Origin of the sequence: Bacterioplanoides sp. SCSIO 12839 (assembly GCF_024397975.1) — a bacterium.
GTDB lineage: Bacteria > Pseudomonadota > Gammaproteobacteria > Pseudomonadales > Oceanobacteraceae > Bacterioplanoides.
Genome location: NZ_CP073745.1, coordinates 2,390,435 through 2,413,338 on the forward strand (window position 1 = coordinate 2,390,435; position 22,904 = coordinate 2,413,338).

Sequence of the window (22,904 nt, forward strand, 5' to 3'; positions counted from 1 at the left end):
CGTCTCCCGTCCTATCGACTAGCACCAGCCTAAGCTGGTTTTGTGACAATCCTGTGTCGCTGACTGCTGGTCTGTTGTGAGTACATCTTAGCAGTTGCTCTACACAGGCCTTGCTTTACAATGTGCCGCCCTTTTAACCAACCGTCAATGGGAAAACGTCACTATGGCAATTCAATGGTTCCCCGGCCACATGAACAAAGCACGCAAAAAGATTGCCGAAGCGATGCCGGAAATTGACCTGGTGATTGAGGTTCTGGATGCCCGATTGCCTTTCTCCAGCACCAACCCGATGGTTGATGAACTCAGAGGCGACAAGCCCTGCATCAAAATTCTCAATAAATCTGACCTGGCTGACCCCAAAGTCACTCAGAATTGGGTGAAGTACTTTAGTCAACAACACAATACCCAGGCGATGCCACTGGTAGCCGAGGATAAAAAACAGGTTAAAAAGGTCGTACAGCTGTGTAAAAAGATTGGCCACAAACGCACGGAGAAGAAGCTGGCGATTCGGGTCATGATCATGGGTATCCCAAATGTGGGCAAATCCACCTTGATTAATGCGCTGGCTGGTCGCCAGATAGCCCGTACCGGCAACGAGCCTGCCGTAACCAAAGCCAACCAGATGATCGACCTGAAAAATGGCATTGTGCTCTCAGATACACCGGGAATTCTGTGGCCTAAATTTGAAAATGAGCTGAGTGGCTACCGTCTGGCAGCATCCGGTGCGGTGAAAGATACGGCTATCGAGTACACCGATGTCGCGCAGTTTGCACTGGGTTATCTGTTGGAACGTTACCAGCAGCCGCTGATGACACGTTTTAAAATGAAAGAGCTGCCTGAAAGCGCGGAAGCCGCACTCAATACCGTGGCTGCAAAACGTGGCTGTTTACGCCCGGGCGGTGTCGTGGATCTGCATAAAGCATCGGAACTGTGTCTGCATGAAATGCGTGCTGGCAAGATTGGTTTAATCTCGTTAGAAACACCAGAAATGGTGGAAGCGGAATTAGCTGCGATTGAAGCCGAACGCCTGGCGGCGCTGGAAGCAGAACAGGATCAGAAGTCCTGATCCTGCAATTTATTTGGGCTGGCTAAAAGTTAGCCGCCCTGGACAATAACCTCATGCACCTTGCTAAAGGTCTGCCATTCAGCATCATCGTCCGCGACGACTTCAATCGGGTATAAACCCTGATCGGTTGGGATCTGATCCAGAGCGTCTTTCATCACATCCAGATCTTCGCAATAGATAATCCACTGATTAATCGCATCATGGGTGATCATCATAGCGACCACCGCGTTTTCAGAAGGCTCCAGCTTATCCTGTAATGCCTGGTGGAAAGCCAGAATCTGGTTTTGCTCCTGATCAGACGGAAAGCCCGTACTTTCATCCAGGCTGTCAGCATGCCAGGCTATCTGAACACAAACCGGATAACGCTCACTTTCTTGTGCTAACGACCAGTCTTCACGATATTGAATGCTGATTGGCTTACCATTCAGATCACCAGAAGCACGAACCCAACGATTATTGACCAGCATGGTCATATCCTTATTCACTTTTCTTATCGCTCAGAGTAACCAATATTCTGAAAAATGCCAAAGGCTTAACAGCGGATTGCCTGGCAAGAAGAAAAACAACTCGTCATAATGCGCCTATCGTTGTTAACACCTGAAGTATCGAGACCTTGTTATGACCCTCATTCTCCTGATTATTGGACTGCTGATTATCGCTGGCCTGGCGGTGTATGCCTGGAAACTGACCCGTCAGGTCAAACAAGCAGAGCAACAAGCTCAGCAGCAACAACAGGATGAAGAAGCGGCGGCGGCTCATAATCTGCGCCAAAAGCAACTGGAGTTAGTGACCGATATCCGCTTTGTTGCCCGCTCGGTCATTGCACAACAATGTGAAATCACAGAAGGTGTGTTGCGTATTCACTATCTGATTTCCGGGTTAGACCCGGATGCCTGGCAATTACCCGAGCTAAAAACACTGCGCACTCATCACGACCAGACTCGCGAGATGCCGATTCTGGATGCCTACAAACAATTACCGAAAAAAGAGCAGTTTAAGCTGGATAAGCAACGCTGGACACTGGAACAACAGCATAAAGAGGCCATTGAGAAAGAGCTGAACTGGCTGGTGAATTACAGTTTCCCGCAAGTCACTCTGCTTCAGTAAGGCGATGGCCGCTGCCGATTCAATCAGCAGCGGCCGGGCTATTTATATAATGCTGGAGTTATGAATGCTGGCGGTATTTTTCTTCAATCTGAACCGCTGGCACCGGCTTACTGAAATAAAAGCCTTGAATCTCTTCAACGCCCAAACGGGTCAAGATTCCTAATTGCTGCTCGTTTTCCACCCCTTCAGCTACCACCGTTAAGTCCATATTATGGGCCAGATCGACAATGGTTTTAGCCAAAGTTTCATCCGCCGGGTTATTCTCGATATTCATCACAAATGCCCGATCAATTTTTAATTTATCAATCGGGAAGTCTTTCAGATAACTGAGCGATGAATAACCGGTACCAAAGTCATCGATGGATAATTTAAACCCTAATTCTTTTAACTGGTGCATGGTCTGAATGCTGCTTTCAATGTCGTTCATCAGCAGGCTTTCGGTAATTTCCAGTTCGATCATGCCCGGCTCAATGGCATAATGATGCAAACACTCAGACATCATCTGAACAAAGTCCGGGTGGCGAAACTGTCTGGCGGATAAGTTAATGGCAATATTAACCGGCTCATCATCGGCCCAGTTCTCAAACTGACGACAGGCTTCATGAATCACCCATTCACCTATCATCACAATCAGACCACTTTGTTCGGCCACCGGAATAAACTCACCAGGCGACACCATACTGCCATCACTGCGACGCCAGCGGATCAGAGCCTCAACACCCGACAATTGGTGTCCCTGAGCTGAAATTTTAGGCTGATAAAACAGCACCAGCTCTTCATTATCAATGGCTTGACGCAGGTTACGCTCAATCTCGATCCAGGCTTGTTCAATGGCGTGAATATTCTGGTTGTAACACAACAAACCGTCACCACCGTCACGTTTCACCCGGCTCAACGCGGCGTCTGCATTCGACAGTAATTCCGCCGCTGAATCGGCTTGTTCCGGGTAATGACTCAAACCAATGCTGATCGAGATATGAAATTCTTTGTTGTCGATGCACATGGGCACCTTCATTTCTTCCAGCAATTCCGTCGCCAGATTTTCAGCAAAATTCTGATCGGGAAAATCTTCCAACAACAATGCAAATTTACTGGAATCAAGCCGAAAGTTACGGTTTTTAAAACTGCGACTGCTGAAGTTTTTAACCGTACGATCGAGGTTATCAGCCACTTCTTTTAACAGCTTGTCGGCAATCTGATATCCCGCGCTGGCAACCACCTGATCAAACCGATCAACACTGAGCAGAATCACGGTAAACGGTTTTTTATCTTTTTGCTGAACCAGCTCAGCAACAGCCTCATTAAAAAAGCGGCGGTTAGGTAAGTCAGTTAATAAATCATGATATGCCTGATACTGCAGCGATTTATTGGCTTCAACCTGAGCGCTAATATCTTCAATAAATAAATGGCAGGTTCTTAAATCACGTAACAATGACAGCGAATATTCCAGCGTGGCATTACCGGTACCTTTAGCCACCCACTGCGAATAATCGTCTTTGCTGCTTTGTAATGTCAGCAGAATCTGGTCGAAGTCTTCCGGCAATAAACTTTCTGGCCGCCCGGAGTGGTTGTCCAGTTGCTTCATCAACGCATCACACGCTGGGTTGGTGTAATTCAGCCGGCCATTCCAGGTGAAGCTCATGATCGGATTCGGGCTACGCTCAGCAAACATAGCTAAGCGGCGACGATTGGCGGTTTCACGAATATAACTGTTGAAAAAATAGCCAACAAAACCAGCGACAACGAGAATCAGTGCCGCAAAGGCAATCACCTGAGTACTGCTTCGGTCGGTGGATTGTTGAGTCATCGCTGCGGTTTCTAGCGCATCTTGCTGAATCCGCTCCACCAGCATGTCCAGAATAGGAAAAATGCGCCGCCCTGTTTTGCTCACTTCCTGTAATAGCTCACGGGCTAAATCCCAATCCACCTGATCCGCCCGAAATAACAGATCCAATTGGCTGGTATAAGCCTTCACCATGCCTTCTTCCTTACGCAGGTCTTCCAGCGGTTCCCAATCCGGAAATGCTTCTGAGATTAACGCCAGATCATCACGTATCCGCGACTCATTGCCACTGAGCAGCAGAGCAAATTTATCCGAATCCGTGGTGGCGTAATATTCATACAGCAGACGTTCATGCTCAACAATCGCCAGGTACAGGTCGTTAATGCCCTGCAAGCGCGGCAGTTTTACTTCCGCCAGTTGTGACGTGGTTTCACTGACGTGACGCCCGGAAATAACGATGGAACTGGAGATCGCCAGGGCCAATACCAGTACAAATAAATAAACCAGCAGGATTTGAATTCGAGGCTGCACAAACAACTCCAGAGCGCCGCAGTTCGGGATATGCAATCAGTCTAGTTCATATCCCCAAAAGCGCCTTTATTCAGTATTCGACCAGATTTCAAACACTTGTTTGAAATCAGCGCCCCGCTCTGCCATGATCACTCTCATCAGTAGCTACACAGACCAAGAGAACGCTTTATGTATCAGGATATTGAATACAGCCTGGACAACGGTATTGCCGTTATTACCCTGAACCGCCCGAAAGTGCTGAACGCCATTCGTGTACAGACCTATACCGATATAATTGCCGCACTGAAAGACAGCGAACAGAATGACGATGTTAAAGTGATTGTCATGACGGGCGCCGGTGGCAAATTCACGGCGGGTAATGATTTACGAGACCTGCTGCCTGAAGGTGACCTGAAAGGGGTTGAGCAAGGTGTTGCGGGGATTTTTGATGCTTTAGCAGCAATGGAAAAACCACTGATCCTGGCTCAGGAAGGCGTTGCCGTTGGTATTGGTGCCAATCTGTTATTACATGCCGATCTGGCTTATGCCGGAAATAGCATTCGTTACAGCCTGCCCTTCACCAAAATTGGTGTTGCTGCAGAAGGTGGCTCCTCTGTGCTGTTAAAAGAAGCGATTGGCGCTAAAAATGCGGCGGACCTGTTGTTAACTGGTCGCTTTTTCAGTGCCGCAGAAGCGGAAAAATGGGGCCTGATCAACGCTGCGGTTGAGGATGGCAGCGCCCTGGAGCATGCGATGAAAGCAGCCCAGGCTTTACTGCAAAATTCTCAGGGTTCGATCCGCGCAATCAAGCAGTTAGGTAAAGCGGAAGGGCATCATGAGCGTGTTAATAAGGCAGTAAAAGCAGAAATGGAAGAATTCTCAGCATTATTACAAACGCCTGAAACCCAGGCCCGTATTAACCACGTATTAAAAGGTGGTAAATAAGTGACGCTCTGCTGAGTAGTCTAAAAGCGCCAATTGGCGCTTTTTTTGTGCCTTCTGATCCATAACCTCTTTGCATAACATTGCCAAATCTTAACGTTAATTCACTTTTTTCTGAGCAGCATGAGAGGTAGTCTGAATTGGCAGTTATGGAGGAACAGACATGCAAATTGAAATTCAATCACGCAATATCACCCTCACAAAAGAACTACGTTCTCTGTTAAAAAAACGGGTGGAGTTTGCATTTAATCGCTTTCATCACCGGATCCAGAAGGTCCGTGTAAGACTGGATGACATCAACGGCCCTAAGGGCGGCATTGATAAAGACTGTCAGTTTTATCTCACCCTTCCCGATCAACCGGATGTGGTGGTTCGCAGTCAGGCCAGCGAAATAGAGGCGGCAATCAGTAAAACCGCCAGTCGTTCTGCATCGGCGTTGTCACGTAAGTTGAGTAAACGACACTATAAACGCGACCTGCATCGCTCCCAGACTCTGGAAGCCTGAACTTCGAAGCCTGAGCGCTTCCCCATTCTACAAAGTACACTTACAAATTTATCACGGCGGTATATGATGAAACCTCATCAAGCCGCCGAACCAGCCCCATGACACTCCTGTTTATTTATCTGGCCATTGCCATTGGCGTTTCTTTCTTATGTTCTATTCTTGAAGCCGTTCTGCTGTCAATCACCCCGAGCTTCTCGGAACAGCTGCAGGCTGATAATCCCAAGCGTGGTGCCAGCATTGCTAAAGTGCGCGGCAACCTCGATGAATCCTTATCCAGCATTCTGATTCTGAATACCTTTGCGCATACCATGGGGGCTGCGGGTGTGGGTTCTCAGGCGTTACAGGTGTTTGGTGCCGAATGGGAAACGGTAATTGCATTTGTACTGACACTCGCTATTTTGTACTTTTCTGAAATTATCCCTAAAACCCTCGGTGCAACCTTCTGGCGTCAACTCGCGATTCCGTCTGCGTATGTGATTATCTGGCTGGTGCGCCTGGTCTATCCACTGGTGTGGTTAGCAACCCGCTTAACCCGTTTGTTTAATGCCGATAAAGAGAACGAAATTACTCGCGAAGAAATTATTGCACTGGCTTCTCTGAGCCACCGGGAGGGTAATTTGTTTTCTCAGGAGAATGAATATTTATCCAACCTGTTCAGCCTGCGGGAAATCAAAACCGAAGCTATTTTAACGCCGCGCAGCGTTGTTCATATGTTGCCAGTCAATATGACGATTACCCAAGCACTGGATAATCCGGATACCCAACAATTCACTCGTATTCCGGTTTATGGCGAAAATACCGATGATGTTCGCGGCAAGGTTTTGCGCGCTGATTTATACAAAGCAGAACGACAGGGAAAAGGCGGCGATACACTGGAACAGGTATTAAAACCAATCATTCACGTATCTGAAAAAATGTCGGTACAAAGTTTATTGGATGCCTTTATTAAACAGCGTAAACACCTGTTCTTAGTCACTGATGAGTTTGGCCAAACGGCAGGTGTGGTTTCACTGGAAGACGCGATTGAAACCTTATTAGGCCGGGAAATTGTTGATGAAACCGATGAAGTGGAAGACCTTCAGGCACTGGCCCGCTCGAAGTATCGCAATCGGTTACGGCAAGCGAAGAATAAATAGTCAATAAAATCCCGGTTTATTGTGCGATAAACCGGGGTTTTATTTTTCAGAAAAGTGACAAATCACTCCACATTCAGCGCAGCAAGCAATTCCGCATCGCTGAAAATACGCTCCCAGACCTTATCCAGAGATTCATTTACCCACTGCTGGTTGTAAGAGGTTGATGGTGACGCCGCTAAGCCACGGGTTTCATTAAAACCATAAGGCTTGGTAAAGGTTTGCTCATCGGTAATGGCAGTGAGTAAAAACTGAAATGCCAGGTTGCATTCATTTACCACAATGCCTTCATTGCAGCTGAACGCAAAATTATTAATATCCAGCTGCAGTTTTACTGGTTCTAGAGGCCCTGCACCACCAAAGCCCAGCTGAGACAAGGAATCCTGCAACCGTGCGGTGAGAATATCACTCAGATTTTGTTGTGCCAGCAGTGGCGAATCTTCCGGCAAGCGGCCACCGCGATGGCCCAGCTGATCAGCCGTTACCCCACTACGACGATCAATCACTCTGACCAACGCATCTCGTTGCGGATTCACCTGGCCGGCTGGCAATACGTAACTTTCGTTGAGTTCGATGGTTTGTGGAGCCAGCACACAACCGCTAACACCAGCCACCATTAACGCGGTAATCAATAATTTATGCATTGGGAATGTCCTTTTCTGCACGTTTAAATACCCAGGTATTGCCAACCGAGTCTTCGTCGCTGAAACGATAGCCTGCCACATCAAATTGTTTAATGGCTTCGGCGTTATCGATGTTATTTTTTACAATATAGGCCGTCATCAAACCGCGGGCTTTTTTCGCATAAAAGCTGATGATTTTATACTGACCATTTTTTTCATCTTTAAATACCGGCGTGATTAACTCACCTTTCAGCTGTTTGGTTTTTACCGATTTAAAGTATTCATTTGAAGCCAGATTAACGATGCTTTGGCTGCCGTGTTTTTCCAGCTCGGCGTTTAATGCATCGGTAATGATATTTCCCCAGAAATCGTACAGGTTTTTACCGCGTGGGTTTTCCAGTTTGGTACCCATCTCTAAACGATAAGGCTGAATTAAATCCAGCGGCCGTAATAAACCGTATAAGCCACTCAGAATACGTACATGCTGCTGGGCAAATTCTAATTGTGACTGATCAAAGGTGTTCGCCTCCAACCCGGTATACACATCCCCTTTAAAAGCCAGCATCGCCGCTTTGGCGTTATCGGGTTTAAAAGGCAGTACCCAATCGTGGTAACGCTGTACATTTAATTCGGATAACGCCGGGCTGAGTTTCATCAAGGCCCCCACTTCATCCGGGGAATACGGTTTCAGCACATCCACCAGCTCAGCAGAATGCTCAAGAAAGTCTGCCTGAGTGTAAGTGGCGGTCGTAGCCGGAGTTTCAAAGTCCAGGGTTTTTGCCGGAGACAACAGAGTCAACATGGTTTTCGTCCTTATCTGAACGGATTCAGAGCAGTAATTCATGACAATGGCGGTTATCATAACAGCCCTGTTGAATTGTCTGAATCCGATCTCCCTGTTTCCGGCCAGAAAACTGATGAAATGTGTTAATCACCCCGATTATATAAGCCTATCTTTTGCCAGCCCCCAGCAATGCCTGAGCTCGGCCGTGCTTAACGGTGGTTATCAGGAAGTTCGCAGTTTGCTGAACCTTAAAGTTGATCAGTACGCCAAACCACCCTTTGCGCCACCGGCACAAACCCTGAATAACAAAGCCCATGAACTGGCTTTACAACAACCCGTTCTGGGCATGATGACGGCGGCATCGATGAAGTCATTACGCCATCGACAAGTTGAAGTGCAAACCTATTGTGCCAGTGTTTGGGTGACCTGCGGTTTAAGTAATTTGCTGCGCCCCGGCGATCTGGTAGAGCCAGTGCCACAAACGCCCCCAGAGCCGGGGACGATTAATATCTGGCTGCGTTGTTCTCACCCGCTTACCCCGGCAGCCATGGCCGAAGCGCTCATTCTACTGACGGAAGCCAAAACCACGGCCGTGCGTGATTATCAGCTGAAAAGCCGCGAAAGTGGCCGCGATGCCAGTGGCACAGGCACCGATAGCCATGCGGTATTATGCCCCGGTAATTTACCCGCCGTGACGCCGCTGGAGTATTGCGGTAAACACACTCACCTGGGAGAAGCCATTGGCCTTGCGGTGTATCGGGCTGTGAGTGAATCCATTCAGGCCTGTTTGGATGCAGGTTATCAATCACCTGAGACCATTTCCTAACTGCCAGAAACGATTTCCGAACCGTCAGAAACAACGTCCGAATCGCCAGCGTGACCGCCCGGCTCGTCACACGTGCCAATGAGTGATTCCCCCGGAATTGCGACACTGCATTGGATTCACATCATTCAGTAACAGTACATTCTTAAATAACAATAAAAGATGGCGTTATGAGCAAAGATATTCAGGGCATCGGGCTGGAACTGGCAAGTAAGTTTGCCGGCAGTGATTTCGCCGAAAAATACCAACTTCGTCAATCAGCCGAAAAAGTCGCTTATTTATCGACTAAACATGGTTTTAAATTCGTCGGCGAAGTGATGAAACGAAAAGCCCGCAAAAAAGGAGCGGCTCAAGCCCTGTTACCTTCTCCTGATGCCTCGTCTCCCAATGCGTCCAACGCTCTGTTTGACCTTAGCCTGTCTGAAGAACAACAGATGATCAAAGACACACTGCTGGCCTATGCCGGTGATGTGTTGCGCGACCAGGCATTGGCAGCAGATGAACAACAACAGCTGCCGCAAGACTTTTTAACACAAATGAGTGAACTCGGGCTCAACAGCTTTTCCGTTCCTGAAGCACTTGGTGGTGGCAGCCAGCAATACAGCCCGGTGACCAATGCCATTATTGCGGAATCGCTGGCCTGGGGTGATATGAGCCTGGCGTATGCTGCGCTGGCCTCATCGGCCGTTGCCAATGCCTTAGTGAAATGGGGTAACGCTAGCCAAAAAAATCAGTTTTTGCCGCGCTACCTCGATGAAAAACCCTTGTTATCCTGTATTGCGGTGCAAGAAGCACAACCGCTGTTTGATCCACAACAATTGCAGACTCGCGCCCAAAAGGTGAAATCTGGCTATCGCCTCACGGGTGAAAAAGTCCTGGTACCTTTTGCTGGCAAAGCCGATCTGTATCTGGTTGCCGCTCTGTTAAAAGGAAAACCCGCGTTGTTTCTGGTGCCCGGCAATCTGCCAGGTATTCAGTTTAAACCTTCTGCCAGCATGGGTATTCGCGCCACAGAAAGCGGAACCCTGTCGTTAACCAAGGTCGAGTTACCGGCAGATTCATTATTAGGCGGCGATGCATTTTTGCAGCGCCCGGACAATTACCGCGAATTTATCAGCACCGGGCAGCTGCATTGGTGCGCACTGGCAATTGGTACTTGTCAGGCCGCACTGGATTATGTGATTCCCTATTGCAACGAACGCGAAGCCTTTGGTGAACCCATCAGCCACCGGCAATCGGTCGCTTTTTTAATTGCTGACATGGGCATCGAACTGGAATCGATGCGCTTATTAACATGGCGTGCCGCAGCACTGGCTGAAGCCGGAAAGCCATTTACTCGCGAGGCATTTCTGGCGCATACCTTATGCAGTGACAAAGCCATGAAAATTGGCACTGACGCGGTACAACTGCTCGGTGGTCATGGCTTTACCAAAGAACATCCGGCAGAACGCTGGTACCGGGATCTCAGGCTTCTGGCTTGTGTGAACAGCGGATTACATCTGTAACTGGCGGAGATAAACCATGATTAATTTAGAAATTCCGAAAAAGTTCAAACCGCTCATCAACCAGGCCCATCAGGTGGCGGCCCATGTATTCCGGCCGGTATCACGCAAATACGATGCGAATGAGCACGCCTATCCGGTTGAGCTGGATATGTTGGCGGCCATTATGGACGGTATGAACGATGCCGTCGCACAAACCGGCATGGGAGAAGGTGCCGGTGCAGGCAAACTGAAACAAGATGCCAAAACCTCGGATGGCATTCATAACGGCACCAATATGTCGACGGTACTGAGTCTGCAGGAACTGTGCTGGGGCGATGTGGGATTATCGCTGACGTTGCCACGACAAGGGCTGGGCAACGCTGCTATTGCTGCGGTTGCGAACGATGAACAGTTTGCTCGTTTTGGTCACAAGTGGGCCGCCATGGCGATCACCGAGCCGGGGTTTGGTTCCGACTCTGCTGCGGTGCGCACCACCGCAACCAAAGACGGTGATGATTACCTGATTAATGGTGAAAAAATTTATGTCACCTCCGGCGAACGTGCCGATGCGGTGGTGGTTTGGGCCAGCGTTGATCGTTCGTTGGGCCGCGCGGCGATTAAATCGTTTGTGGTCGAAAAAGGCACGCCCGGCATGGAAGTGGTTCGGCTGGAGAAAAAACTCGGCATCAAAGCATCGGATACCGCGGCCATTGTGTTCAACAACTGCCGGATACCGGCCAGTAATTTATTAGGCTCGCCCGAGGTCAATGTTGAAAAAGGTTTTGCCGGGGTGATGCAAACGTTCGACAACACCCGCCCGGTGGTCGCTGCAATGGCCGTGGGTGTAGCAAAAGCCGCACTGGATCGCACCCGGAGTATTCTCAAAAAAGCGGGCATCCAGCTCGATTATCAGGCCCCGTTAAATAACAGCAGCCAGATTATGGCGACCTTGTACCGCTACGAAGCCGACTGGGAAGCCGCCCGCCTGCTCACGCTGAAAGCCGCCTGGATGGCGGATAACGGCATGCCAAATTCCAAAGAAGCGTCTATGGCTAAAGCCAAAGCCGGGCGCGTTGCCAATGAAATCACTTTAGGTTGCGTTGGTCTGTTAGGGCCGATGGGATATTGCGAAGATGAGCTGTTAGAAAAATGGGCGCGTGATTCAAAAATTCTGGATATTTTTGAAGGCACCCAACAAATTCAGCAATTAATTGTGGCGCGACGATTATTAAATAAAACCTCCAGCGAATTAAAATAATTGGATAACAACTTTGAGAAACTCCGGAATGGCTGCTGAGAAAAAACAACTCCGAGCAAAAACGGTTTCGTTGAAAAATATTGCCAGTCAGTTAATTCGCCAGACCGCCGATACCCCAACGGTATTAAAAGGTCTGGCAGCATTAATCAGCAGCAAACCTCACAAAAAGAAATCCATTGGCCTGTTATTAGAAAAACAAGCTGCCAAACAACCCGATCATATTGCCCTGCGCGACCAACATCGCCAATTCAGCTACGCACAACTGAATCAACAGGTGAATCGCCTGGCGCATTTTTTAAGCGCACAAAACATCGGTATGGGCGATACCGTGGGTATTCTGTTAGAAAATCGTGCTGAAACTCTGATTGCCGTGTTAGCGAGTGTTAAACTGGGAGCCATCGCCAGCATGATGAATACGGCTCAACGTGGCGAAACCTTATTACACAGTATCAACCTGGTATCACCCAAGTTGATGTTGGTTGGCGAAGAAATGCTGGACAATATGGCGACGGTAGAAGCGCAACTACCAATTGAGCTTTCCACTCAGCTGTATTACGTCAGAGACACGGGGCATAAGGAAGCGCCGGCTCACTATCAAGACATTGAAACCCTGTGTTTACAGCAGCCCAGTGACAATCCGGATTCCACCCAACAGGTTACAATGCACCAACCCTGTTATTACATTTTTACCTCTGGCACCACCGGCCTGCCAAAGGCATCGGTTATGAGCCATTACCGTTGGTATAAATCGATGGCAGGCATGGGACTGGCTTCGATGAAGTTAAAAAAACACGATGTGTTATATGTCTCTCTGCCGCTGTATCACAACAATGCGTTAACGGTATCGCTGGCCGCGGTATTAGGTGCTGGAGCCACACTGGCAATTGCCCGCAAATTCAGTGTCAGTCGTTTCTGGGATGATATTCGCCAGTTTAACGCCACGGCCTTTTGTTATATCGGTGAGTTATGCCGTTATTTATTAAACCAACCCGCCAGCGACCGTGATCAGCAACACAACATTCGGGTGATGATTGGGAATGGCTTACGGCCAGATATCTGGATGGAATTTAAACAACGGTTTGGTATTCATCATATCAATGAATTTTACGGTGCCAGTGAATGCAACCTGGTATTTACCAATACGTTTAATCTGGATAAAACCGCTGGCTTCTGCCCGCTGCCTTATCAGATTGTGCAATACGATATTGCCGACGATACACCTCGCCTGAATTCAGCCGGCTTTATGATTCCGGTTAATAAAGGTGAAACCGGGTTATTGATTACCGAAGTCAGTGATCGCCAACCGTTTGAAGGTTACACCGACGCCGAAGCCAGTAATAAAAAATTATTTCGCAACGCCTTTAAAACCGGAGATTGCTGGTTTAATACCGGCGACCTGGTGCTAAACCAGGGTTACAAACACATCGCATTTGCCGACCGCCTGGGTGATACCTTTCGCTGGAAAGGAGAAAATGTCGCCACCACGGAGGTGGAATCGGTATTAATGGAATACCCGAATATCAGTCACGCCATTGTGTACGGCGTTGCGATTCCCCATACCGATGGTCGTGCGGGTATGGCCGCCATCACCTTAAATTGCCCTGAGGATGAAATGGATTTTGCGGCACTGACACGCCACCTGCAGGAAAAATTACCGGCCTACGCCATTCCATTATTTTTACGTCTGCAGCAACAACAAGCTGTTACCGGCACCTTTAAATACAAAAAAAATGAATTAAAAGAAGCCGCTTATTGTTTGAATCAACACGGTGATCCGATTTTGTATTTCGCAACGGCCAATAGAGCCTATCAAAGGTTAACAACAGCAACCGAACAGCAAATCCAGCGCGGCCAGCTTGTCTGAGTTTTGCTACTCGCTCAAAACAATAACTCTCTGTCCTTCCAGTTGCGACTTCTCCAGTCGCAATGGGGCCAGCCCGGTTTCGGTAATTTGAACGAACGGCGCTTCTCCGGATAACAACTGCTGGAATTCAGTCACGATCTGATCACTTTCTAACACCTTCAGGTTGCAGTTTTGCACCGCGCTGGCATTCATACCAAAACGTTTGGCATACGCCTGATTAGCATGCAGGATATCGCCATCTTCAGAGACAAATGCTAACGCCTGAGGCAACAGGTTCAGCAGCTCAGCGGAGTCAGTCTTGCCCTGGTTCACTGCCGATAATGTGCTGATATCCAGCAACACACTCACCACCCCCAATAATCGTCCGGCAGAATCGTAAAGCGGGGTTTTACTGACCAATAACGTAAAGACATGCTGCTGCAATACAATTGGCTGAACATTGATTTGTGAACAACGGTTTTGAATCACGTCCTGCTCAATACGTTTCTCCATATTGGCCCAGAACGCATTGAACAAATCCATATCCTGTTTGCCAACAGCGCTATCCGCTTTGATTTGAAATAGCTGTTCAGCCTGGCGATTCATCAGCAGATAACGACCATCACTGTCTTTTACGGTAACTGCCAGAGGGGTGTGATCGAGTATATTGGCCATCCAGGCCTGTTCACTGTAGCCGTGACGTTTATGAACCACCGACGCGGATAAATCATGCACAACTCCGGTAAAACTGCGGGAGCCTGCAAACGTCATTTCACTCACAGACAAATGCGCAGGAAATTCTTCACCGTTTTTACGCAGAGCCATCACCTCACGGCCCCGCCCCATCACAGCCGCCTCACCTTGCTCGAGGTAACGATCAATATGGGCCTGGTGTTGTCGGGCATAGGCATCAGGCATTAATACTTCGATGCTCTGACCCAACAACTCTTCAGTGTCATAACCAAAAATGCGACACAGCGCCGGGTTACAAGCCTGAACCAGTCCTCGTTCATCAATGGTAACCATGCCTGCGGCAGCGGTATCCACCATTGCCTGATACAGACCATCATTTTCTCTGGATGGCATACCAGAAACCATTTCACGAACTTTTTGATATAGACCCGACTTGGGCATGACGTTGACCTTCCCCTTTCCGGGGCGTGTACTACTTTATCCTGTGACGCATCAGTGATCAGACTGATTACGCCACTCCTGATAAAAAACATAACGAATAATAACCATAATTAAAAGAAGGACATTGCTTTTTTCCGGAAAAGCTTATTTTCGCCATTTTCTGGACTACATGGTCAGCTTTGGGTGCCATTTTTCTGTTATTTATCAAGCCCCTGCAACTGCTGAGCACACGATATTTGTGATAGAATGCGCGCCTTTCAAATTTGTCTGGGTACTGATTGAGTACTGATTGAGTGCTGATTGAGTACTGGCTACAAGGTTACACACAGAAGAGGTCATCATGACTGCACCCGTCGGAATTATTATGGGCTCCAAGAGCGATTGGCCAACCATGCAACACGCGGCCGATATGCTGGATAAACTGGGCGTTGCTTACGAAGTCAAAGTGGTTTCTGCTCACCGCACCCCAGACTTGCTGTTTGACTACGCCAAACAAGCTCAGGGCTGTGGTATTAAAGTCATCATTGCTGGTGCAGGCGGTGCCGCTCACCTGCCGGGTATGGCGGCCTCCCAAACGTCCTTGCCCGTGCTTGGAGTACCCGTAAAAAGCCGTGCGCTCAACGGCATCGACTCACTGCTATCCATCGCCCAAATGCCAGGCGGCGTTGCTGTGGGCACATTGGCGATTGGTGACGCCGGTGCTAAAAACGCGGGCCTGCTGGCAGCACAAATTCTGGCAACTTCGGATGATGCCCTGCTGAAGCGTGTGGATGCCTTCCGTGCGGAGCAGACCGAAACGGTATTATCCCAGCCTGATCCACGTACGGCAGAATAATCTGCCGTCGCATAAACAGGCCGCCGCAGTATTCCCTGGCGGCCTGGCAAGCCTTATTAATCTGATTAGCAAACGAGACACCCGATGAAAATTGGTATCTTAGGAAATGGCCAATTAGGCCAGATGTTAGAGTCCAGCGTTACTGACCTGAATGATCTGGAAATCTCCTTGTACGATTTACGTGCCCATGAAGAAGGCAAGCTGAACGCCTTTATCAACGAGGTCGATATCGTTTCCTACGAAACCGAAAACATTCCGGCGCACATCGTGGAGCTGCTGGAACCGGTTGAGGACAAGGTATTCCCAAGCCTGAAAGCACTCAAAGTATTCCAGAATCGTTTGCTGGAGAAAAACGCGTTACGTGCCGCAGGTATCGATACCGCAGACTTCTGTGCGGTGAATTCACTGCAAGATGTTCACACTGCCATCGAAACGCTGGGCCTGCCCATCGTCATGAAGACCACAACTGAAGGCTACGACGGCAAAGGCCAGTTTGTTTTACGCACCCCAGAAGATGCAGAGCCAGCCTGGAATACCATTGGCAGCCGCGAGCTGATCGCCGAAGCCTTTGTGCCTTTCTTGCGCGAAACCTCCGTGATTGCCAGCCGCGACCGCGATGGCAACATCAATGTCTGGCCGATGACTGAAAACGTACACCACGAAGGCATTCTGCGTTACTCCTTATATCCAGCCGCCGGTCTGTCGGAAGAAAAAGCGCAAATCGCTGAGCGTTATATTCGTGATCTGGCCAACAGCCTGGATTACGTCGGCACCATCACCTTAGAACTGTTCGAAACTGAACAAGGTTTAGTGGCAAACGAAGTCGCGCCTCGTGTTCATAACTCTGGCCACTGGTCGATAGAAGGTGCCGAAGCCAGCCAGTTCCGCAACCATATGCTGGCTTTAAGCGGCAAAACATTGGGCAATACCGAATCCAAATACCCGGCGGTTGCCATGTTAAACGTGATTGGTGAAGAAGATTCGTCCATCAAAGCCGACAGCCTGAGTAATGCCTATCGTCACTCGTATGGCAAAGAAGCCCGCCCTGCACGCAAGTTAGGCCACATCACTGTGGTAGCCGACAGCGTTGAAGAACGTGATCTGACTATTGATGCACTGGTTGATGTTATGCCAGAAGGTGTCTGGCCAGCCAAAAACTAAGTGCTAAAAGCTAGCGGCTTCGCTGACGCTTTTTGGTAAGATACACAGTTGATTAAACAACTCATTTAAAAAGTGTGAGAGACAGTTGAGATGGCAAAATCTCTACAAGAGCAGTTATTAGCCGCCGGCCTGGTTGATAAGAAAAAGGCCAAAAAAAACGCTAAGGCAATGAAAAAGCAGGAACACCTGCAGCGCACCGGCCAGGACAATGAGCTGGATGTTGCCAAACAAAAAGCCGAAGCTGCACGCCAGAAGAAAGCCGAGCAAGACCGCGAACTGAATCTGAAGCGTGAAGCCGAAGCGCAGCAAAAAGCCATTCAGGCACAAATCAAACAACTGATCGATACCAACGCAATTGTCAGCGAACAAGGTGATATCAAATATCAGTTTGTCGGTGCAGACAAAAAGATCAAACAACTGTACGTTGACCAGGCCATCTGGGATCGCTTAAGCCGCGGCCAGCTTGCCATTATTGCTCAGGGCAAAAGTCATGCAGTTATTCCGGTACCGGTTACCGAGAAAATCCGCCAGCGTGACGAAAAACTCTTTATTTATATCGCCGAAAATCAAAGTGCCGAACTGGAAGAAGATGATCCGTATGCGGCGTATCAGATTCCAGACGACCTGATGTGGTAACAGGAGCACAATAATGGAAAAAAGAATGGTAGTGGCACAACAAGAGTGCCCCGCCCGCCAGGTTCCTTCCGGCGTGCCAACGCTTATTCCGGCTGGCACCTTTGTCACCATTAATCAGGCACTGGGTGGCAACTACACCGTTACCGTGAATGGCAATATGATGCGTGTCGATGGCACCGATGCTGCGGCGCTAGGCCTGGAAGCAGAAGAAATTCAGTTTGAAGACCGTGGTGATAACGCCGTTCATAAAGATCAGATTGAACAGGCATTACGCACTATTTTTGATCCGGAAATTCCGATCAACCTGCTGGATCTGGGCCTGATTTACGGCATCGATATTGACGGCACTCAGGTGAATATCCGCATGACCTTAACCGCACCAACCTGCGGTATGGGGCCGGTATTAATCTCCGACGTAAAATACCGGGTGGCCAAAGTACCCAACGTATCCGGTGTTGAGGTGAAACTGGTGTTTGATCCGCCATGGAGCAAAGAGATGATGACCGAAGAAGCGCAGCTGGAAGCGGGCTTGTTCTTCTGACGATCCGCTAGTGATCACCTGTGGTTTTGATCACTCAGACTTAATAAAAGCAGCGGCGAATAGGCCGCTGTTTTTGTATCTGCAACAATCCCTGTTTGGCCTGAAGCGCTACTTGCTTGCCGATAAAAACACACGATACCCTAAAGCATGTTGACACTGCTCAAACCCTTGTTGCCGGAGAAAAATCTTGCCTAATAATCATCATTTAAAAGTTTGTGGCGTATCACTGCTCTTCATAGCCGCATCACTTCTGAGCGCTTGTGGCAGTGATAGCGACAATAACGACAATAATCCTTCCCGATATGCTGATGATTCTCTCTGGCTATGTAAGCCGGGAATCGACAATGACAGATGCCAAACTGTCGATCTGGATGTGACACTGGTTGACCCCGATGCCAATACATCAGTAGTTACGCATGAAATAGCCGACAACCCTGAGTTTGATTGCTTTTACGTTTATCCAACCGTCGACATGCGTGCAGAACCAGGTAACACCACTGATCTGGACGATGAGCAACCAATGCTGCTGCCACTCTACAATCAGGCGGCTCGGTTTACACAAATGTGTCGGGTCTTTGCACCTAAATATCGTCAGATGACCATTGGCAGTTACACGCTTGAAAGCCCATTTGAAAGTGAGTTCTTTCAAATGGGATATTCAGATATTGAAGAAGCGTTTGATTATTACCTGAACCAAAATCCAGAGCGCAACTTTGTATTAATTGGTCACTCTCAAGGCTCACATGTGTTAATTGATTTGCTGAAGAATCGCTTCGAAAATAACGATGCACTTAAACAACGCATGATCTCAGCATTATTAATTGGCCCCACCAATCGTCTTAAAGTACCTGAAGGGCAACGTGTAGGTGGAACGTTCTCTTCTATCCCCTTGTGCGAAGCGGATACCGAAGTCGGCTGTATCGTCGCCTATGACAGCATTGCTCAAGGTACCGACAGAACAGCCACATCAGCACCCAGGCCGTGTGTAAACCCGACACAACTTGGTGGTACACCCACAATTGCTGCAAATACCATTTATGACCGTAACCAGGGCATCCCTTTTCCTGACGGTGTAGAAACCAATTGGATTGGTTATCCGGGCCTATACTCCGCCGACTGTGCTGCTGATGGTTTTCTGGAGATTAATACCACTCCCGGGCGTAATACACTGTTCACACCGCAATTGATACAGCTGGCGTTAAATCAAGCATCAGCAGCTGATAGCGGTGGCACATTACATCGTGCGGACTTTAATATTCTGATGGGTGACTTACTCAGGATTGTTGATACGCAAGCCGCAAACCGATAAGTTTTATAACCATTCAAGACGCGATAACGGCTTAAAATGATATTTTTAAACCGCTATCGCTTTTTTGTTCTATAACCTGAAGTTACTTCCAGCCCTGCTGCCATTGGCTGTTATCTTTCAAATCCTGCCAGTTGATAGCGCGTTCGTTTTTGGTCATCACAGCTTCGATGAAGCAGTGAATCACTTCCCCCTCTTCGTCGAACTCGACTTCGGTGATCATAAAATGCTTTTCTTTGTTTTGTGGTTTAACGGCAGTCCATTTGCTGTTGAGGAGTTTTTTCGGATTAATTCTATTCACGGGTATTTCCTGAGACGTTAGTAAAGCTGATCACATCAAAGTAGCACTGCTCTTAGGTATCGTTGATTTTAAGGCGGAATATTCTCAAGCGAAAGGCTCGATAATTAACAAGCTAGATTATCGATCAGCGTTTGCAGTTACGAATATGGGCTTTTAACTTCTTAATTGCCCAATCGTAGTGGCTGGAGGTGGCGGAAATACAGTAACTGCCGACCGAGGTGGTTCCGGTCCAGTCGAAGTACTTTTTGGTAAACAGCACTTCGTCGGAGAAGTCTTCTATCAGATCAATGCACTGCTGATGGCTTTGCTGCAGCATCGCCTGGGCGTTATCGAGTGTGGTTGTCTGGTGTTTTTTCCAGATCTCGCGATTCATATCCGCGTAGTTTTTCCAGGTGTACGGGGCTGGCAGAAATTTGACCTTATTGCCCGCGCTGTTGGCGCTGATCCATTTGATCAGTAGCTGGTGCCATTCGTAGAGGTGTACCAGCACATCGCGCAGGTTTTTATCACGGCTCCAGTGCTGTTCGGTTTTACCCTTGTCAGCTGAGAAGTCGAACTCGGTGTTCAGGGTGGTTTCTGACATTGAGTTGATCAGCTCAAACAGCTGGTCGAAGTTTGAGCTGGCGGCCTGGAGTAGTTCGGTTTTGGTTTTTGGTCTGGGCATAGGGGACGCCTTAACGTCTTAAGTGTTGATACTTAGCCATCACCACCAGAGATTTGAGAAAATGCACTTAATGCAGTGGATGTATAAATTAAAAACATTATAAATATATAAGCAGCTGAGCCAATTCTGAATAAACTTCGGTGCGTTGCTCTAGATTCGACCTGGACCAGGTAAGAGAAACAGTTAACACCCTGCAATAAAAAAGAAATAGCAATTAGTAATCCAACTGCTGTGAAGACAAGATAATCTACTTCCCAGAGAATGCTTTTATTTTCCAGCAAGTACTTCGCTACGACAAGAATACCCGCAGCTAATCCAGAGTTGCGTAAAGCATCGAACGTCAATTTCAGCTCTTCATGAAAACTCATATTTCCAACAAAATCATTCACGTTCTCTTTAGAATTGCTCATTTATAACCCTCAATTCATCATTCTTTAATTTCGTGTCCTAATGTCTAACTAGGAGCCAGCCATAATACCCCCACGTTGATACATTCTAAATATTGCATAATTATTACATTACAAGGCGTCGATAACATTAAGAGCCTGGCCCACTCAGATTCCCCCACAACATACCCCAGCGCTCTAGCTTTTCTGCTGCACTCAGTAGCCTTGGCTGTATTTTCACAAGCTCACCAAGTTGATTCTTGTCCTGTAGCAAGGTGGTGTTGATTGCTCCTCGAAGTTGGCCATCGATTAAACAGCCTACCGCCAGCAGGTCATTACAGTGCTGGCAGTAGTAAAAGTTAGCGAGCTGATCACCGTTCTTTTTGATCAATGCTTCATTACCGATGAACATCGCTGACATGTTGGGGTCGCTGATGATCTGTGATGGATTCACCTGGCAGTAATCGCAATCGCAAATGCGAGGATTCAGATTTGTGAGGGGTCCGGTTAAGCGGACCTCTACTTTCCAGTGGTTGCAGGTGCATGTTCCTTTATGGGGCATAAAAGTAATATCAACCATACCGGTTTTTTAAATCTCATGTTTGACTCGTTCCCACTCCAATTTTAGTATTTTCTGTGATTGTTCAACAGTTCGACGATGTGCAACCCAAAACCCACTAATGTGATCGGGAGTATCCTCTCCAAACATCGAAGATTCCATACGAGTAACTCGTTTTAATAATTCCTGATGGTCTTCCTCATTAGCGTTAATATAAAGTTCAAGTTTACCGATTAATGCTCTTACTTCTAAGTGATAAGACTCTCTCTTATCTTCATCTTCTTCTGTCCAAAAATAGGCACACGTTGTAGTGAGAGATGAAAGAATGATCCTCAACTCATTTATCCAATTTTGTCGTATCGGAGCAATAATATTTTTCTTGGCTATAGCATTTGTTGCTGATAGCTGCTTACTCGCTATATATGAAGATATAAAGGGTCCCACGAAAACCGCCAAAGCCGCGATTATAAGTGATAGCACTGGAAGAATATCATCTGAATCAAACATTACAGACCTCAATAAACTGACCTTACTGGAACGAATGGATACCAAGCCAAAACCATGGCTACCACCTAGAACAACTCGTTATACATACAACAGCGATTTAATCTCCTTGATTATTAACTTAGCAATTGCATTATTACTATCTTTCTGTAAGTCGCTAAATATCAATACAGATTGCCCACGCCAAGATATTTCATAGTCCTTTTCTAAAGACTCAACAATCTAAACAGTAGAGCCACGTGTTCTACTTGCACAAATAATGATCTTGCATCCGATTTTTTTAAACAATTCAAGACTCTCCGCTAACCTGCTGTACGGATCACCTTGGGTTTCCAAACCAACTTTAACACCATCAATGATAAAAATTTCTCTTATATCTACATGTGATTTGTGGTATTTCTCCATCGTATCAAAATCCATTTTTAATAGCTGCTGATGTACTATTCTCAATGTACTTGTTTTTCCAGAGTTTCCTGGTCCAAATAAGGCGATTACTCTATTCATAATACTCTTAACTCATATTTACCCGGAGCGGGGTAATACTTAAGATTCATCACTTTCCCATAAAGTATCCCAATGTTTTCGGGTTATTTCTGTACGATCAAGCTGCGAACCACAGTGCATTGCAGCGTCTTTTGCTTCTACTTCAACAAATGTGTGATATGAACCATCAGGTTGTTTGAAAACAATATATGTACTCTTCCCATCTCCACTCTCAAAAGTTTTAATAGGCAGACCATAACCTTTTCTCTTCAGTCTAATGTCTGGCATATACTTTTCTCTATTATGGATAAACTTCACAACGCCGCTCGCTGCATCAATTTTTTCGGCAACAGAGTCTTGTCAATCTTTGTTCCCGACGATTGGCACTAAACAGTCTGATTCACGTAACGGCTTCCTTGCATACTCACTGTATGAAAGATAAGTAATATCAATTGGCACATCGAACTCAGCTCCAATTCTATCTAAGAGCGCTTTGATTTCGTAAAACTCTTTCAACGGGTGCTCACAAAGGT

26 protein-coding genes are annotated in these 22,904 nt (G+C 47.5%); 14 read left to right on the forward strand and 12 right to left on the reverse strand.

All coding sequences use genetic code 11. The features are described 5' to 3' along the window. Nucleotides 1-163: 163 nt before the first annotated feature. A complete protein-coding gene (ylqF, locus tag KFF03_RS10980; RefSeq protein ID WP_255856959.1) occupies nt 164-1,066 on the forward strand; it encodes a ribosome biogenesis GTPase YlqF in 903 nt (300 codons plus the stop codon). Between the two features lie 29 nt (nt 1,067-1,095). Here ylqF and KFF03_RS10985 read toward each other — a convergent pair whose 3' ends face one another. Continuing rightward, complete coding sequence (locus tag KFF03_RS10985; protein WP_255856960.1) at nt 1,096-1,533, reverse strand: DUF695 domain-containing protein; 438 nt, start codon at nt 1,531-1,533, stop codon at nt 1,096-1,098. A gap of 151 nt (nt 1,534-1,684) precedes the next feature. Here KFF03_RS10985 and KFF03_RS10990 point away from each other — a divergent pair, with 151 nt between their 5' ends. After that, complete coding sequence (locus KFF03_RS10990) at nt 1,685-2,173, forward strand: DUF2489 domain-containing protein (RefSeq protein ID WP_255856962.1); 489 nt, start codon at nt 1,685-1,687, stop codon at nt 2,171-2,173. Nucleotides 2,174-2,231: 58 nt separating this feature from the next. Here KFF03_RS10990 and KFF03_RS10995 read toward each other — a convergent pair whose 3' ends face one another. Further along, nucleotides 2,232-4,487 (reverse strand): bifunctional diguanylate cyclase/phosphodiesterase, encoded by a 2,256-nt coding sequence (locus KFF03_RS10995; RefSeq protein ID WP_255856964.1) that lies wholly within the window; start codon nt 4,485-4,487, stop codon nt 2,232-2,234. 168 nt (nt 4,488-4,655) lie between these two features. Here KFF03_RS10995 and KFF03_RS11000 point away from each other — a divergent pair, with 168 nt between their 5' ends. The 3 genes from KFF03_RS11000 (at nt 4,656) to KFF03_RS11010 (ending at nt 7,049) form a co-directional block, all read left to right on the forward strand. After that, nucleotides 4,656-5,411, forward strand: a complete 756-nt coding sequence (locus KFF03_RS11000) for an enoyl-CoA hydratase/isomerase family protein (protein ID WP_255856965.1) — start codon at nt 4,656-4,658, stop codon at nt 5,409-5,411. Nucleotides 5,412-5,571: 160 nt separating this feature from the next. Further along, on the forward strand, nt 5,572-5,913 hold the full coding sequence (locus KFF03_RS11005; protein WP_255856967.1) for an HPF/RaiA family ribosome-associated protein: 342 nt from the start codon (nt 5,572-5,574) through the stop codon (nt 5,911-5,913). Between the two features lie 98 nt (nt 5,914-6,011). Further along, complete coding sequence (locus KFF03_RS11010; RefSeq protein WP_255856968.1) at nt 6,012-7,049, forward strand: CNNM domain-containing protein; 1,038 nt, start codon at nt 6,012-6,014, stop codon at nt 7,047-7,049. Nucleotides 7,050-7,111: 62 nt separating this feature from the next. Here the strand turns inward: KFF03_RS11010 and KFF03_RS11015 are convergent, their stop codons facing one another. Further along, nucleotides 7,112-7,690, reverse strand: a complete 579-nt coding sequence (locus tag KFF03_RS11015; RefSeq protein WP_255856969.1) for a YajG family lipoprotein — start codon at nt 7,688-7,690, stop codon at nt 7,112-7,114. Next, entirely contained in the window at nt 7,683-8,471 is a 789-nt protein-coding gene (gene yaaA, locus KFF03_RS11020) for a peroxide stress protein YaaA (RefSeq protein ID WP_255856970.1), read from the reverse strand. Before yaaA ends, KFF03_RS11015 begins: the two co-directional genes overlap by 8 nt. Nucleotides 8,472-8,586: 115 nt before the next feature. On the opposite strand from yaaA, the gene KFF03_RS11025 reads away from it, so the two are divergent. From KFF03_RS11025 to KFF03_RS11040, 4 genes are all read left to right on the forward strand, one after another. Next, nucleotides 8,587-9,279: an adenosylcobinamide amidohydrolase gene (locus KFF03_RS11025; protein ID WP_255856971.1), complete on the forward strand. Its 693-nt coding sequence runs from the start codon at nt 8,587-8,589 to the stop codon at nt 9,277-9,279. 167 nt (nt 9,280-9,446) lie between these two features. Then, on the forward strand, nt 9,447-10,781 hold the full coding sequence (locus tag KFF03_RS11030) for an acyl-CoA dehydrogenase family protein (protein ID WP_255856973.1): 1,335 nt from the start codon (nt 9,447-9,449) through the stop codon (nt 10,779-10,781). Between the two features lie 16 nt (nt 10,782-10,797). Then, nucleotides 10,798-12,018: an acyl-CoA dehydrogenase family protein gene (locus KFF03_RS11035; protein ID WP_255856974.1), complete on the forward strand. Its 1,221-nt coding sequence runs from the start codon at nt 10,798-10,800 to the stop codon at nt 12,016-12,018. Between the two features lie 28 nt (nt 12,019-12,046). Continuing rightward, a complete protein-coding gene (locus KFF03_RS11040) occupies nt 12,047-13,882 on the forward strand; it encodes a long-chain-acyl-CoA synthetase (protein WP_255856975.1) in 1,836 nt (611 codons plus the stop codon). 6 nt (nt 13,883-13,888) lie between these two features. Here KFF03_RS11040 and KFF03_RS11045 read toward each other — a convergent pair whose 3' ends face one another. Further along, nucleotides 13,889-14,995, reverse strand: coding sequence for a PAS domain S-box protein (locus KFF03_RS11045; RefSeq protein ID WP_255856976.1), 1,107 nt, complete (start codon nt 14,993-14,995; stop codon nt 13,889-13,891). A gap of 340 nt (nt 14,996-15,335) precedes the next feature. Between KFF03_RS11045 and purE the strand changes: the two genes are divergently transcribed. The 5 genes from purE to KFF03_RS11070 all read left to right on the forward strand — a co-directional run bounded on the left by purE (nt 15,336) and on the right by KFF03_RS11070 (nt 19,477). Then, entirely contained in the window at nt 15,336-15,830 is a 495-nt protein-coding gene (gene purE, locus KFF03_RS11050; RefSeq protein WP_255856977.1) for a 5-(carboxyamino)imidazole ribonucleotide mutase, read from the forward strand. 84 nt (nt 15,831-15,914) lie between these two features. After that, nucleotides 15,915-16,991, forward strand: a complete 1,077-nt coding sequence (locus tag KFF03_RS11055; RefSeq protein ID WP_255856978.1) for a 5-(carboxyamino)imidazole ribonucleotide synthase — start codon at nt 15,915-15,917, stop codon at nt 16,989-16,991. Nucleotides 16,992-17,081: 90 nt separating this feature from the next. After that, nucleotides 17,082-17,627, forward strand: coding sequence for a DUF2058 domain-containing protein (locus KFF03_RS11060; protein WP_255856979.1), 546 nt, complete (start codon nt 17,082-17,084; stop codon nt 17,625-17,627). Between the two features lie 13 nt (nt 17,628-17,640). Further along, nucleotides 17,641-18,168 carry a putative Fe-S cluster assembly protein SufT gene (gene sufT, locus KFF03_RS11065; RefSeq protein WP_255856981.1) on the forward strand — a complete coding sequence of 176 codons (528 nt, stop codon included), beginning with the start codon at nt 17,641-17,643 and terminating at the stop codon, nt 18,166-18,168. A 187-nt stretch (nt 18,169-18,355) separates the two neighbouring features. After that, nucleotides 18,356-19,477, forward strand: coding sequence for a DUF3089 domain-containing protein (locus KFF03_RS11070; RefSeq protein WP_255856982.1), 1,122 nt, complete (start codon nt 18,356-18,358; stop codon nt 19,475-19,477). Between the two features lie 82 nt (nt 19,478-19,559). Here the strand turns inward: KFF03_RS11070 and KFF03_RS11075 are convergent, their stop codons facing one another. The 7 genes from KFF03_RS11075 to KFF03_RS11105 form a co-directional block, all read right to left on the reverse strand. Further along, nucleotides 19,560-19,775: a TIGR02450 family Trp-rich protein gene (locus KFF03_RS11075; RefSeq protein WP_255856983.1), complete on the reverse strand. Its 216-nt coding sequence runs from the start codon at nt 19,773-19,775 to the stop codon at nt 19,560-19,562. A 124-nt stretch (nt 19,776-19,899) separates the two neighbouring features. Then, nucleotides 19,900-20,439 carry a ClbS/DfsB family four-helix bundle protein gene (locus KFF03_RS11080; RefSeq protein ID WP_255856984.1) on the reverse strand — a complete coding sequence of 180 codons (540 nt, stop codon included), beginning with the start codon at nt 20,437-20,439 and terminating at the stop codon, nt 19,900-19,902. A 32-nt stretch (nt 20,440-20,471) separates the two neighbouring features. Beyond that, nucleotides 20,472-20,849, reverse strand: coding sequence for a hypothetical protein (locus KFF03_RS11085; protein ID WP_255856985.1), 378 nt, complete (start codon nt 20,847-20,849; stop codon nt 20,472-20,474). A gap of 127 nt (nt 20,850-20,976) precedes the next feature. Then, entirely contained in the window at nt 20,977-21,246 is a 270-nt protein-coding gene (locus KFF03_RS11090; RefSeq protein WP_255856986.1) for a hypothetical protein, read from the reverse strand. Nucleotides 21,247-21,414: 168 nt separating this feature from the next. Further along, nucleotides 21,415-21,891 carry a hypothetical protein gene (locus KFF03_RS11095; RefSeq protein WP_255856987.1) on the reverse strand — a complete coding sequence of 159 codons (477 nt, stop codon included), beginning with the start codon at nt 21,889-21,891 and terminating at the stop codon, nt 21,415-21,417. A gap of 219 nt (nt 21,892-22,110) precedes the next feature. After that, nucleotides 22,111-22,392 carry an ATP-binding protein gene (locus tag KFF03_RS11100; RefSeq protein WP_255856988.1) on the reverse strand — a complete coding sequence of 94 codons (282 nt, stop codon included), beginning with the start codon at nt 22,390-22,392 and terminating at the stop codon, nt 22,111-22,113. A 39-nt stretch (nt 22,393-22,431) separates the two neighbouring features. After that, nucleotides 22,432-22,689 carry a hypothetical protein gene (locus KFF03_RS11105; protein ID WP_255856989.1) on the reverse strand — a complete coding sequence of 86 codons (258 nt, stop codon included), beginning with the start codon at nt 22,687-22,689 and terminating at the stop codon, nt 22,432-22,434. Nucleotides 22,690-22,904 lie beyond the last annotated feature (215 nt).

Excerpts from the sequence above, each read along its gene's own strand:
- sufT (WP_255856981.1), top strand. The coding sequence starts at position 17,641 with ATGGAAAAAAGAATGGTAGTGGCACAACAAGAGTGCCCCGCCCGCCAG.
- KFF03_RS11055 (WP_255856978.1), top strand. The coding sequence starts at position 15,915 with ATGAAAATTGGTATCTTAGGAAATGGCCAATTAGGCCAGATGTTAGAG.
- KFF03_RS11090 (WP_255856986.1), bottom strand. The coding sequence starts at position 21,246 with ATGTCAGCGATGTTCATCGGTAATGAAGCATTGATCAAAAAGAACGGT.
- KFF03_RS11100 (WP_255856988.1), bottom strand. The coding sequence starts at position 22,392 with ATGAATAGAGTAATCGCCTTATTTGGACCAGGAAACTCTGGAAAAACA.
- KFF03_RS11085 (WP_255856985.1), bottom strand. The coding sequence starts at position 20,849 with ATGAGCAATTCTAAAGAGAACGTGAATGATTTTGTTGGAAATATGAGT.
- KFF03_RS10985 (WP_255856960.1), bottom strand. The coding sequence starts at position 1,533 with ATGCTGGTCAATAATCGTTGGGTTCGTGCTTCTGGTGATCTGAATGGT.
- KFF03_RS11035 (WP_255856974.1), top strand. The coding sequence starts at position 10,798 with ATGATTAATTTAGAAATTCCGAAAAAGTTCAAACCGCTCATCAACCAG.
- KFF03_RS10990 (WP_255856962.1), top strand. The coding sequence starts at position 1,685 with ATGACCCTCATTCTCCTGATTATTGGACTGCTGATTATCGCTGGCCTG.
- KFF03_RS11025 (WP_255856971.1), top strand. The coding sequence starts at position 8,587 with ATGAAATGTGTTAATCACCCCGATTATATAAGCCTATCTTTTGCCAGC.
- KFF03_RS11095 (WP_255856987.1), bottom strand. The coding sequence starts at position 21,891 with ATGTTTGATTCAGATGATATTCTTCCAGTGCTATCACTTATAATCGCG.
- KFF03_RS11005 (WP_255856967.1), top strand. The coding sequence starts at position 5,572 with ATGCAAATTGAAATTCAATCACGCAATATCACCCTCACAAAAGAACTA.
- KFF03_RS11045 (WP_255856976.1), bottom strand. The coding sequence starts at position 14,995 with ATGCCCAAGTCGGGTCTATATCAAAAAGTTCGTGAAATGGTTTCTGGT.
- purE (WP_255856977.1), top strand. The coding sequence starts at position 15,336 with ATGACTGCACCCGTCGGAATTATTATGGGCTCCAAGAGCGATTGGCCA.
- KFF03_RS11080 (WP_255856984.1), bottom strand. The coding sequence starts at position 20,439 with ATGCCCAGACCAAAAACCAAAACCGAACTACTCCAGGCCGCCAGCTCA.
- yaaA (WP_255856970.1), bottom strand. The coding sequence starts at position 8,471 with ATGTTGACTCTGTTGTCTCCGGCAAAAACCCTGGACTTTGAAACTCCG.
- ylqF (WP_255856959.1), top strand. The coding sequence starts at position 164 with ATGGCAATTCAATGGTTCCCCGGCCACATGAACAAAGCACGCAAAAAG.
- KFF03_RS11030 (WP_255856973.1), top strand. The coding sequence starts at position 9,447 with ATGAGCAAAGATATTCAGGGCATCGGGCTGGAACTGGCAAGTAAGTTT.
- KFF03_RS11015 (WP_255856969.1), bottom strand. The coding sequence starts at position 7,690 with ATGCATAAATTATTGATTACCGCGTTAATGGTGGCTGGTGTTAGCGGT.
- KFF03_RS11040 (WP_255856975.1), top strand. The coding sequence starts at position 12,047 with ATGGCTGCTGAGAAAAAACAACTCCGAGCAAAAACGGTTTCGTTGAAA.
- KFF03_RS11060 (WP_255856979.1), top strand. The coding sequence starts at position 17,082 with ATGGCAAAATCTCTACAAGAGCAGTTATTAGCCGCCGGCCTGGTTGAT.
- KFF03_RS11010 (WP_255856968.1), top strand. The coding sequence starts at position 6,012 with ATGACACTCCTGTTTATTTATCTGGCCATTGCCATTGGCGTTTCTTTC.
- KFF03_RS11000 (WP_255856965.1), top strand. The coding sequence starts at position 4,656 with ATGTATCAGGATATTGAATACAGCCTGGACAACGGTATTGCCGTTATT.